Consider the following 12,975-nt stretch of genomic DNA (forward strand, 5'->3'; position numbering starts at 1 on the left):
TATAAAAGCTAAGCATTAAAAAGCCAAAGGGACAATCTATGTCGTCCCTTTGGCTTTTATGTATCAATCACAACGCTATTACCATCATGATTGAATGTATTAATATTAAAACTTTCAACTTACATGATTGTACTACTTATAGCCATGTCATCAAACGCTAACGCTGTATTGAGCGATGTCATTATGGCAGGCTATCGGTATCATATGAGTATCCCATAGCATGATGATCTAGCGTCTCAGATACTAGCGTACCCAAACCAACAAGTTCGTCGTTTAAGCGGTGACCATTGAGATCATTGCTTGCTGTATCGTCAGGTGCATAAGGCACTGTTGGATGCAGCGCTTGCCAATCAGCCCACAGTTTGTCGACAAAGCAGTGATGGATAAAAAATATCGGGTCATTAGGCGATGTGCCAGGTAACATAGAGCCAGCTATCCACTCATGTACGAGGTTATGGGTATTACCAGGCGGAGGTGTTTTGCCATTGACAGGTAAACGCCCTTCATTCGCCCCGCGATAGCCCACACTGGCTTGGTTAAAATCACCGCTATCATAAGTAGGGATCTGCTGAATCTCGTCAACGTCAGCTTGAGTCGGCAGATTGGGCGTACTACCTCCAAAATCCCGAACCAATCCGCCATCAGGTTGTCCAAAATAATTAATGATAACCCAACTGTTCTGTAGGTCTGCTGCATCGTAAGCAAATGGCCCACTTTGCACCACTCTATTCGGGTCAGATCCATTGCCGCCCATAAAATCATTGGCCCAAATAGCAGCATTCATAGGATCCGCGGCATCCGACGCCCAGTCCCAATAAGGTAAGGTCACCCCCGGTACCAATCTGGCCAAGTCCAGCTCAAATTGGCGTATGAACTCGCGATGCCATGGCAAAAATGAGGGACCGCGATGCGCTCCATTTCGATTCATGAAATTTCCACCCCAACCTCCGGGTGTTGCCGTGTACATAGCGATATGATGGTCAAGTACATACTTATCATAGGTGTTGGTAATGTTAATATATCTGGTGCGTACGTATATTGGATCGTTTGGATTATCGACATATACGTACTCTTCCGCTTTCATAAGCTTAATAGCATTAATGAAAGCAGCTTTTTCCTCTGTCGTCAGGGTATTTAAATTTTTTCTAGTAGTATTATCGGCAGGCATAGTGTTGGTAGATAAATTAATGGACCAAGTCTGCCCCGTTTGCACACAGGAAATTTGTGCGGTTCCTGTGACTGGATCAGTGTCGCTAGTAGCCGTGTAAGAAAACCAAACTTCTGCTACATTGGTATTGTCTCTATTAATGACGACTCTATCGCCGTTAGGAATGCCAAACCCTGTACCTGTCGGGCCAGCCGTAATAGTGAATACCAGATCTCTACAAAAGCTGTTATCAGGAATGGGGGCACTAATGTTAAAAGTTACAGCTTGTACCGCTGTCGTACCTATAGGCGTGTCGTTAAACACTAATTCCGTATTGACCGGTGTTACTATGGGTGGTGTATCCGTATCATACGAGTATCCCATAGCGTGATGATCTAGTGTCGCAGATATCAGCGTACCCAAACCAAAAAGCTCGTCGTTTAAACGATGACCATTGAGATCATTGCTTGCTGTATCGTCGGGTACATAAGGCACTGTTGGATGCAGCGCTTGCCAATCAGCCCATAGTTTATCTACAAAACAATGATGCAAAAAGAATATCGGGTCATTAGGCGATGTACCAAGCATCATAGAGCCAGCTATCCACTCATGTACGAGGGCATGGGTATTACCAGGCGGAGGGGTTTTGCCGTTGACAGGTATGCGTCCTTCATTCGCCCCTCGATAACCCATGCTATTCGTATTGAAGTTACCGCTATCATAGGTAGATATCTGCTGAATTTCATCAATGTCAGCTTGCGTGGGCAAATCTGGAGTATTGCGCCGAGAACCAAAATTCCGAACCAAGCCACCGTCAGGCAGTCCCAAATAATTGATAATAACCCAACTGTTCTCTTGATCTGCATCATCGTAAGCAAATGGCCCACTTTGCACCACTCTACTCGCACCAGATCCATTGCCGCCCATAAAATCATCAGCCCAGATAGCGGCATTCATAGGATCCGCGGCATCTGACGCCCAGTCCCAATAGGGCAAAGTCACCCCCGGCACCAATCTATCCAAGTCCAGCTCAAAACGGCGTATAAACTCACGTTGCCATGGTAAAAACGCTGGACCACGATACACTGCATTGCGAGTTAGAAAATTGCTTCCCCAGCCCCCTGGGGTTCCTGTATACATACCGATATGATGATCGAGTACATACTTATCATAAGTATTGGTTATATTAGGATATCTATCACGTACATGTGCGGGATCGTTTGGATTGTCGACATATACGTACTCTTCCGCCTTCATGAGTTTAATAGCGGTAATGAAAGCGGCCTTTTCTTCTGTCGTCAGAGCATTCACATTTTTTCTACAAGTCATGAGTGAAAATTCCTTTTTAATATGCTTGGAAACAAATGCTTGGCATTAGTGACTAGAAGCAAACGTCCAGGCAGTGTGAATTTGAACAAACTGTATATTTAAGAGGCGTTATTTTTTAAACTCTGATACGTAATCAATCACGTCTTGTGCCAATTCAACTGGTGATTCATATGAAGAATATGGTAATAGGCCAGACTCAAATACTCCTTCTTGCAGCTCTACAACTTCAAATTCTTTTTCATCAACTTCAACTTTTAATTTTCGTAAGTGCTTTTGGCTGTGGTCAACGCGTTTTTCGACTTCAAGTGCTCTTTTATCATGTAGACCAGCACGTTTCTCAACTTCAAGTGCTTTTTTATCATGTAATTCAGAGCTTTGTAATTCAGAGCTTGAAAGATCAGAAAACTTAATTTTACGTCCTTTGTATTCTGTAGATTTAGGATACTTTTTATCTGAGGTAAGTTTGTCTTTTTTAGTCATCTCAATTTCTCCATTAGCTAAATATTTATTACAGCTGTTTATTTTGATGTTACAAAAGCATGGATCATTGGTTCATTGCCGAATAGGTTCGACATTGAATTTAAAATTTTGATAATTATCTTAAGCTCATTTGATTAGAAGACTTCTATCAAATGAAGCAATAACGATTACCATATACTCAAATTTATTCTCTCATATGAATATATTTGAGTGTAGCTATCCTTAAATAAAAAAAGTACAAACATCATAACCTGTTACTGGTGCGCATGTTACTTGCTTGCGGTGTCGTTACAGCCAGAAGCTATGTAAAATCTACCCCAGTCACTTACACTGTATTCATTTTATAGTGGACTGACTATACAGCCTGAGAACGGTGTATAAACTATATATCATTCGTTTAAAATAAAAATATAATGATATTAGAATAACTTTTTATAGCACTGCCTAACAAAGACAGCGCTTAAAAAACTTATCCCATTATCGTATAAAGATACAGCGTATTTATTTTATTTAGTATCAGCTATATAACAACCATAACTCTCTCGTAAAGACAACGCAAGCTGAATCTATTAAAGAATACGTAAATTACAGTTTAATGAATTCTAACTTGTAGACTATACAATACTCTACTTTATACAGTATTCTATTTCTAGAATATAATTTTTCATTGTAAGCCTATGATAGATAAAGAATATTAATATCGTTTCTAGTGAAGTATGCCACAGTAATACTCCCCTATTTAATAGCAAGTCATCAAATACAAAAAACCTCAAACAAGCTAATGTTTGAGGAATATGCTTGTCTTGATGTATTGTTTAAAACTATACCTTATCTAAAAGACAGAGTGTTAACACGATTTAGTTAGTAGCAGACTTTGTATCTACCCCTATCTTCACATTTGCCAGCACAAGCCAAGATAAAATCAGCACTATAGCCGGATCTTTCACCACGTTACAACTTCTCTCATAAGCAGCACTGAGTTTGCCATACCGGATACAGACACCAACAAGGCAAATGATGCAACCTTTGAAGCCATATTTTGCGCCAGCAGGTGCGCCTACAGTTCAAAGCCAATCAGCGTTGAGATATAGACAATAGATTTAAGCGACAGCCAAGACTTAAGTGATGCCTGCATAAATGTCACCACCTGCCATGCGTCAGCTTCCAATATAAGAGAAGATAGAGTCAAAATCACATAAGCGATCAGGCCACCCTATGCTACCAGTGTTAGCGCCGCTAGAGCCGATGCTTTGTTCTTACCGTTAGTAGGTGATCATTAATTTTGAAAGTATAATAAAAATATAAACTTATCGCGAATATTTTATTAAAGAGTAGACTACTTCTTATAGGTTGATACACACAGAATAACCGACCTTTATAGATAAAGGCTTTAAGAGAAAATTCAGACACAAAAAAACCTCAAGTAAACTAATATTTGAGGTTGAAACTTTTGTATTAAAACTAAGTTTTAAATATGGCGCAGCGGACGGGACTCGAACCCGCGACCCCCGGCGTGACAGGCCGGTATTCTAACCAACTGAACTACCGCTGCTTAGGTCGTTTAGCTTTTTTACCACAAGCTAATAAGTGGTGGGTGATGACGGATTCGAACCGCCGACATTCTGCGTGTAAGGCAGACGCTCTACCAACTGAGCTAATCACCCTGAGAACCGTTAAAAAATTGCACTGCAATTTCAGGTTCGCAAGAGAAATTCTTTAAATAGAATTTCTGTATTGCTTTGTTAACATAAGCTGTCACACTCAGGTTAACTTAATCAGCTAGGGTTGTTTAATAAGTCCCCTTGCTGTGGGTGTGTATTATATAGATTTACACATGACTGTCAAACGCTATTTTCCACTTTTTAAGATATTTTTGACGTTTTTCTTCAAATTTTTAGCAAGCAATTGTTTTTATTACTTTTATATTTTCTAAAAAATCAAAGTTTTTTGAATATGCTATTTATTTATTCGCCAGTGCTTGCTCAATATCACTTTTGATGGCTTCTGGCTTAGTCGTTGGGGCATAGCGTTCGATAACTTGCCCTTTACTATCGACCAAAAACTTGGTGAAGTTCCATTTGATACCGTCGGTTAATACCCCGCCTTTCTGATTCTTGAGCCATTCGTAAATAGGATGGGCATCTGCGCCATTGACATCGGTTCTTGCCATCATAGGAAAGCTGACACCATAGTTCTTTTGACAAAACGCACCAATCTCATCGTTACTGCCTGGATCTTGACTGCCAAATTGGTTACAAGGAAAACCAATGACGACCAGTCCTTGATCTTTGTACTGTTGGTATAATGATTCTAACCCTTCAAACTGCGGCGTAAAACCGCATTTACTTGCCGTATTAACGATTAGTAATACGTTATCTTTGTAATCAGAAAATGCTTGCAAGCTACTGTCCATGCGCTCAGCGGTAAAATCATAAATCGTACTCATTATTCATCCTTAAATGGAGGTTTTTATTTTTTTGAGCATTCAAGCAAATACTATTGAAAAGGAAGCACCAAGTACTTCCCTCTCACACTTCTAAAATCATCTACATGACTTACTTTTCGGACTTATCTAAATCAATAGATACTGAGTTGATGCAATAGCGCATACCAGTCGTCTCGGTAGGACCATCTGGAAATACGTGACCCAAATGAGCACCGCAATTGCTACAGGTGACTTCTGTGCGAGTCATGCCTAGCGAGTTGTCAACGTGCTCGTCAATCGCGCTGTTGTCAATACCTTGGTCAAAACTTGGCCAACCGCAGCTAGCATCAAACTTACTACTCGAATCAAACAAGCTAGCACCGCAGCCTTTACAGCGATAAACGCCATCATCGGTCGCATCATTGTACACACCTGTGAATGGGCGCTCTGTACCTTTCTCACGCATCACATGGTATTCATCAGCACTTAAACGCTCTTTCCAGTCAGCTTCAGTCAATTGGCTGATTTCTTCTTTGCTTAATTGGTTATATTGCATGGTTTATCCTTATTAGAGTATGGGTTATCTAGTCTGTATATAGCGTTTTGTTACAAACACTACCCTGCTATAAATACATTGGCAGACTAATCTAACACCTTCTATCTATTGACTATATAACGATTATTCAAGGTAACTATACAATTTCCGTTACATATATATGTCATCTACGATAGCCATTACTTATTAATACTTATGACAACCAATATATCAGATGCAAAAAATCTAACTACAACGTGTTGGCTGCAGCCTTCTTACTTTAACATAGTCGAATGCAAGAATAACTTGCAAAGACAATAATTAAAAAACTTGCATCTATATGGATAATGCAATAATATCTTGCAATAGATAATGATAAAACTTATCAAAATAATAGGCTAAGACAACTATGAATGATAATAAAAGCAATATGGCACAAGCTGAACGCTTAGTAGCGCTACGCCGTGAAAAAGGATTTACTGCCGAACAATTGGCCCAAGCGATGACTGCAGCTGGTGCAAAAGTTAGTCGCGGTGCTATCTCTAATTGGGAGCGTGGCACTAACGGTATTGTTTCCTCTAAATTGCCAACCCTCGCACGTATTTTAGGATGCAGCGAAGGCTATTTACTTCGTGGCGATATACAAAAAGAGGCTATGAAACAAAACGCTGCCAATAACGATAAAACAGCTAACCTATCAAACGACCAAGCCAAACAACAGCCTCTTCATCTACAAGAAAGACCTGTCAGTAAAGAAACTAATAGCGCACTACAGTTAACAGATCACCAAGCAGACTCAAAACATAAAATAAATACAGGTAGTAATACTATGACATCACTCAAAAAATCTACTAAATTACAAAACGTTTGCTATGACATTCGAGGACCATTGCTGCAAACAGCGAATAAGATGGAAGCGGAAGGTCAGCGTATTATAAAGTTGAACATTGGTAACCCTGCGCCTTTTGGACTTAGTGCCCCCCATGAAATATTGCGTGACGTGGCAATGAACTTGCCTGAAGCCACTGGATATTCAGACTCGCAGGGTATCTTTTCAGCACGTAAAGCCGTATTACAATATTACCAATCAAAAGGCCTGCTCTCTGCTGTAGATGTGCGTGATGTCTATTTGGGTAATGGCGTCTCTGAGCTGATTGTTATGACCATGCAAGCGCTAATGAATGATGGGGATGAGGTATTGATTCCGATGCCAGATTATCCACTATGGACAGCAGCGACCAATCTCTCTGGCGGCACCGCCGTACATTACCGCTGTAATGAAGACGACAATTGGCACCCTGATATTGAAGACATCAAATCAAAGATTACTAGTAAAACCAAGGGCATTGTCGTTATCAATCCTAACAACCCAACGGGTGCGCTTTATTCAGACGAAATTCTCAAGCAAATTATCGAAGTTGCCATCGAGCATGATTTGGTCATCATGGCAGATGAAATTTATGATCGCGTACTCTATGATGATATGGCCCATACGCCTATGAGCACTTTGTCTGATGAGGTGCTTATCTTGTCATACAATGGACTATCTAAGTCGCATCGCGTTGCAGGTTTTCGCGCTGGCTGGTTGATGGTCTCGGGCAAAAAACAACATGCCAGTGACTTTATCGAGGGCTTAGACATGCTGGCCTCCATGCGCCTATGCTCAAACGTACCTGGGCAATATGCTATTCAGACCGCGATGGGTGGTCATCAGAGTATCAAAGAGCTGACCTCAGAAAAAGGACGTCTATACAAGCAGCGTGAAATGGCTGTTTCTCGTCTTAACGCCATAAAAGGTATCTCGTGTACTATGCCACAAGGCGCATTTTATTGTTTTCCAAAGATGGATCCTGCCGTTTATCCTATCGAGGACGATATGCAGTTTATGATGGAGCTATTACTTGAAGAAAAAGTATTGATGGTACAAGGGAGTGGCTTTAACTGGGATGCACCTGATCATTTCCGCGTGGTGTTCTTACCTAATCTTCACGATTTAGAAGATGCTATGGATCGGCTAGATCGCTTCTTTGCCAAAAAACGCCAGCAGTTTGGTACTGCTTAGTTTTTTAATATTATTTTATTGATATTAAATCTTAAACCCTCTACAAAAAAACGCTTATCAGCATGATGTTGATAAGCGTTTTTTTAGGTTTTTACGACAGCTTAACTAGAAAACTTGCTTGAGGATCAGATAGCTGATGGCCGATAATGCTGCCGCCACCGGTAAAGTAATTACCCAAGCCAAACCAATAGGCTTCATAAGCGACCAGTTGGTATCACGGTTAACAATACCAATCCCTAATACAGCGCCAACCAATGTATGGGTACTCGATACCGGTAATCCCATTGTAGATGCACCCATAACAACGGCTGCGGCAGCAAGTTCAGCGGAGAACCCTGAGGCTGGGTGCATTTTTGCCAAATTCGTACCGACTGTCTGAATGACCTCTTTACCAATGAACCAAAGACCGACGATAAGTGCCACACCAAAAGTCAACATCACAGCAGGCGGAACAGCCGCTTGTGATGCAATTTCATTAGTACGAATAACATCCATAATCGCGGCAAAAGGTCCAACAGCGTTGGCAATGTCATTTGAGCCATGACTAAAGGCAAATGCCGATGCTGTAAATACTTGCATCCAGCTAAACATGATAAAGGTCGCTTTGGTAAGATCTTCTTTGTGCTTACCACGGATACTTTTGGTATAGATAAAGGTAGCTAACCAAACCAGCGCCCCTATCATGCCCATGATTAAAAAACCTTGCAGGGTCGTCATATTGCTATTGACGTTTTTGAGGCCTTTAAAGACCACAAGAGAGGTCATCACCATACCACCCATGGCAGCAATGATGGGTACCCACTGCTTAATGGCTTTTAGCGTATCAAGATTACTGCGCTCATGCTCAATCTTATAAAGCTCTTTATAATAATCTGTTTCTAAGTCTTCAACCACGCAGTCATCATCTTTGTAAATCTCTTGATCGCGTAGCATCGCGGAGGTATAAGCCAGCTGTTCTGACTCTGATAGACTGTCCAAAAACTCTTTATGGTCTTGTTTCAAGACTTTTTTACTGGCTTTTAGCTCACCGATATGAGCTTCAGCTTTATCGTTATAATCAATGATGTTTTTCTTAATTTGTCCATAAAGTAGATAAGCCAATACACCGCCTAACAATGGTGACAGTACCCAAGAAATGGCAATCGTCCCTATCGTACCCCAATCAACAGTAGAAAATGCACTTGCACTACCACCCAAATCAAAACCCAACACAATAGAGCCACCAACCACACCACCAATAATAGAGTGGGTAGTGGATACTGGCAGACCTTTACGCGTAGCAAACAACAGCCAAAATGCGGCGGCAATTAACGCAGATAACATGACATAAATAAACTGGTTGGGGCTAACAGGTAAGCCGTCTAAATCAACGATACCCTTACGAATAGTATCGGTAACCTCGCCGCCTGCCAGCACCGCTCCTGATACTTCAAAGATCGCCGCCACACCCAGTGCTTGTGGAATAGTTAATGTACCAGCACCGACTGAAGTGCCAAATGAGTTGGCGACATCATTACCACCGATATTGAATGCCATAAAGACACCAAAAGCGGTTGCCACAATAAATAGCGTCGTCTGTTGACGCATTGTATAATCGAGTCCCCACCATAAAAAATAGCCGGTCATCGCAATCAGTAAAATAGCAAAAAATAAATTGATTCTCATAGTGCCAACTTGTTTGGTCGACCCTGTAGAACTGCTGCTAATACCCATAAATTAATGCGCCTTGCGTAAGCTGATTGAAAATATTTGCGATGTGAATGTATGATAGAAAGTAGCGCGTTTATCATACCATTAAGCCGCAAGTATCACGCTAAATCATTCGATTAAAGCATCTTGCGGCTTAACAGTTCATTCATAATAGTTGTAATTGAAATAATGCTATTTGGTCGTTTTTATCACGCGCCTATTATATTAAATAATCAGACATATTGCATGACGATACTACAAGATTTGTAACTAAAACGCTAAAATCTGTCTTTTATTAGCCTAATACTTAGGCTAAATATAGAATTGATAAAACCTTTAATTTTCGTTTGTCCTATTATCGATATTCACAATGAATTGTCAAAGAAAACATACGAATTATTCTGACCAAAAAACTTGATGCCTACTCATTAATTGCTTTGCTATAAAAAACAACACAATACCTGACATTCATAAGTGAGATTTTAGCTGTGCAATAGCATGGTCTAATACCTGTAAACGAGCATAACGCTTTTGGTTGGTTGCGATGACACACCAGGGCGCGCTAGTAGTATTGGTACGTGCCAGCATATCAGCTGCTGCTTGAACATAGTCTGACCATTTATCACGATTACGCCAGTCATCATCAGTGAGTTTAAATTGCTTATGCGGCGTCTCGCGGCGATCCTCAAAGCGTTTCAACTGCTCTTTTTTATCAATGGCAAGCCAGTACTTTATGACAATCGTTCCTGATGCCATGAGCTCTGCCTCAAAACGATTGATTTCATCATAAGCGCGTTGCCATTCTGACTCATCTATCAATGCTTCGACACGCTCGACCAATACCCGTCCATACCAAGTACGATCAAAAATAGCGATACGGCTCATACGATCCGTTTGTTCATTTGGCAAACGTGTCCAAAACCGCCATAAATAAGGATGCTGCAACTCATACAACATCGGTGCGCCAATATTATAAATTTGATATTCACGTGGGTCGAGTGGCGCAACCAGTCTCTTAATAGCGCCGCCCTTACCTGCTGCGTCCATTCCCTCAAAGGCAAATACCACATGACGACCTTTACGCGTGCGTAGTAACTCTGCAAGCTCAGACTGCTTGTTTGCAAGTTGTTTATGATAGTCGGACTTATCGATATCAGGATTCTTAATATCTATTAATTGATCGGGTATATCTACAGAGACAAGTTTTGGCTGCCTGTTGTCGTCACTTAGGCTGGCGTCACTTTTAGGCGTACTAGTAATCGTATTGATAGTTTTACTATTCCTTTTAAGGTCGGCAGATGCATGTATGTTGATACTACTTGCCAGCGCTCCTTGCATCGCTTGTAATACCTGATGGCAAAACTCAGTTGCTGCTTGTGATTTGTCGCTGCCATCGATAACGATCCAGTCATCTTGCTGCCTCAATAATTCAGCTGCCACACGATTAAACTGCGCGACTACGTCGCTATCACCCCAATCAATTTGATACAAAAACTGGGGATCAGCTTCTTTATCCTTTAGACGTGCTTGTAAGGTTTCAACCTCAACATGAAACCAGCACTTGAGTAGTTTGGTTTGGTTTGTAGCTAGATCACGCTCAAATACTTGCAACTGGCGCAGGGCTTGCCGTAAATAATCTTGCCATTTGGTAATGGGGAGCACCTGATGTTCATCGTCCTGCATAGCGGTGGTCGCCATGTGCATCACATGATACAAAAGATCTGCATACCAGTTGCCAAAATAGACCATGACGTCGCCATGTCGCGGCATGGCTTGAGTATGGGCTTGCCAAATAGGCTGATACGCCAGTGGCGGATGGCCAATGGTTGCTTCCACTTTTAATAATCTTGGATCGACCCATTGACGTAGCTGTTTGACCGCCGTCCCCTTGCCTGCTTGCTCCATACCATTGACGAGTACCAATAGTCCGGTTGGCTTGTGGGTAGGAGATGTCGTTTGCTGCCGCGTCTCTCGTAGTGCATATTGCGCCGTCACCAACGCCAATCTCAATGCATCCTTGTCTAATGAAAACTGACTTAAAGGGTTGGGAGTCAAACGCTGATCTATCATCGGTTTTTCAATTTGAATGCCTGTGGCTTTTTGTGCCTCATCTGATTTATTATAAGACATATGTCAGTTCCATTTTATTTTTATGCGAGAGGTTATTAGTTATCGACCTTTCATAATAATAGCACTTGCTTAAGCAGTAAATTACAGTGCTATGTAACAGTTTGACATTTGTATTCTAACTTAAATTCTTTTAAGGTAATATATTACGCTAGCGATGCTATTTACCAACATTTATAACTTTTAAATAAAAGTCATTTTCATTTAAAAATATATACCTAACCATACAGGACAAACTTCTATGTCTGCTTTATCTGATTTACAACAGCATTTAACGCGCTATTGGGCACTTCCTTATCACGATGATGAAGCATTAGATGCTAAGCTCAAGGACGTACAAGCATGGCAACGGGCACGTATTCAGCGTACTCATTCAGAGCTATTTGGGCAGCCAAAGAATAAGCCTATGGCAAATTATTTTCTCACCCAACTATATGGTGGCGATGAATTTAAACTGTTGGCCAAGCAATTAGAACGTATACTTCCAAAAGCAAAAAAGCTTGAGAAACTTGCCAAAGAGTCCGTATTACAGACTGGCACTATGGCTGTTCAGGCCGCTATTTTGGCAATTGAGCTGGATATGCATTTGGCACAGTGGTTAATAGAGCAAGATTTAGCAGTTAATGAAGAGAACATGCTTGCCGCCTATCGTGCGGTCGATGAAGCAGACGAACGCCGTCTACAGATTAACAACCTCAAAGAGGTCTGTTATCGTACAGATAAGTATCTCAACTCCTTTATGCTACGTAAGGCTTTTTCTTTTGCCAAAAGTACGGCATATAGCCGTGGCTATCAACCTTTATACGACTTTATCGATGCAGGCTTTACCGCGATGAAGCCTCTTAAAAGTGTGAGTGATTTTATTGAACCATTCTGTAAACGTGAACTGCAAATCATTGATCAAGTTCATCAGGCTGATAGTAACAACAACGTCGAAGTATTTGCTGTATCATAGTCTTGAACAGTCGCTAAGTTGAGCATTTTGCGCGCATTGTAATGATCAATCACTGTTGGTCATTTAATGCTAGCAAAATGCTTTTACATTTGGACAAAGAGTAATTATGATTGAATAATTGCAAGAGCCAAATAGACACTATAATAGGCCACAGGACGACTCTATGACCAATGACTTAAAAAAAACCAATCACAAGTTCACTACGAACAGCCATATTCAAGATAAA

The 12,975-nt window shown here is 41.0% G+C and carries 8 protein-coding genes and 2 tRNA genes; 2 read left to right on the top strand and 8 right to left on the bottom strand.

The genetic code is table 11. The annotated features are described in order from the left end of the window. Positions 1-181: 181 nt before the first annotated feature. The 6 genes from ACS8FC_RS07485 to msrB all read right to left on the bottom strand — a co-directional run bounded on the left by ACS8FC_RS07485 (position 182) and on the right by msrB (position 5,937). A complete protein-coding gene (locus ACS8FC_RS07485; RefSeq protein ID WP_439296348.1) occupies positions 182-2,476 on the bottom strand; it encodes a tyrosinase family protein in 2,295 nt (764 codons plus the stop codon). Positions 2,477-2,584: 108 nt separating this feature from the next. Then, complete coding sequence (locus ACS8FC_RS07490; RefSeq protein ID WP_439296349.1) at positions 2,585-2,956, bottom strand: hypothetical protein; 372 nt, start codon at positions 2,954-2,956, stop codon at positions 2,585-2,587. Positions 2,957-4,431: 1,475 nt separating this feature from the next. After that, positions 4,432-4,508: transfer RNA gene (locus tag ACS8FC_RS07495), tRNA-Asp, on the bottom strand. Between the two features lie 36 nt (positions 4,509-4,544). Further along, positions 4,545-4,620: transfer RNA gene (locus ACS8FC_RS07500), tRNA-Val, on the bottom strand. A 296-nt stretch (positions 4,621-4,916) separates the two neighbouring features. Continuing rightward, complete coding sequence (locus ACS8FC_RS07505) at positions 4,917-5,402, bottom strand: glutathione peroxidase (RefSeq protein ID WP_439261120.1); 486 nt, start codon at positions 5,400-5,402, stop codon at positions 4,917-4,919. A gap of 109 nt (positions 5,403-5,511) precedes the next feature. Further along, the gene (gene msrB, locus ACS8FC_RS07510) at positions 5,512-5,937 is read right to left on the bottom strand and encodes a peptide-methionine (R)-S-oxide reductase MsrB (RefSeq protein WP_439296350.1); all 426 of its coding nucleotides are present in this window, start codon (positions 5,935-5,937) and stop codon (positions 5,512-5,514) included. A gap of 388 nt (positions 5,938-6,325) precedes the next feature. Between msrB and ACS8FC_RS07515 the strand changes: the two genes are divergently transcribed. Continuing rightward, the gene (locus ACS8FC_RS07515) at positions 6,326-7,978 is read left to right on the top strand and encodes an aminotransferase class I/II-fold pyridoxal phosphate-dependent enzyme (RefSeq protein WP_439296351.1); all 1,653 of its coding nucleotides are present in this window, start codon (positions 6,326-6,328) and stop codon (positions 7,976-7,978) included. Between the two features lie 105 nt (positions 7,979-8,083). Here ACS8FC_RS07515 and ACS8FC_RS07520 read toward each other — a convergent pair whose 3' ends face one another. Continuing rightward, a complete protein-coding gene (locus ACS8FC_RS07520) occupies positions 8,084-9,691 on the bottom strand; it encodes an inorganic phosphate transporter (protein ID WP_439261123.1) in 1,608 nt (535 codons plus the stop codon). 444 nt (positions 9,692-10,135) lie between these two features. Beyond that, a complete protein-coding gene (locus ACS8FC_RS07525; protein WP_439296435.1) occupies positions 10,136-11,737 on the bottom strand; it encodes an ATPase in 1,602 nt (533 codons plus the stop codon). A gap of 298 nt (positions 11,738-12,035) precedes the next feature. Between ACS8FC_RS07525 and ACS8FC_RS07530 the strand changes: the two genes are divergently transcribed. Then, entirely contained in the window at positions 12,036-12,749 is a 714-nt protein-coding gene (locus ACS8FC_RS07530) for an FFLEELY motif protein (RefSeq protein WP_439296352.1), read from the top strand. Positions 12,750-12,975: the final 226 nt, after the last annotated feature.

This window comes from Psychrobacter sp. 1Y4 (genome assembly GCF_051847555.1).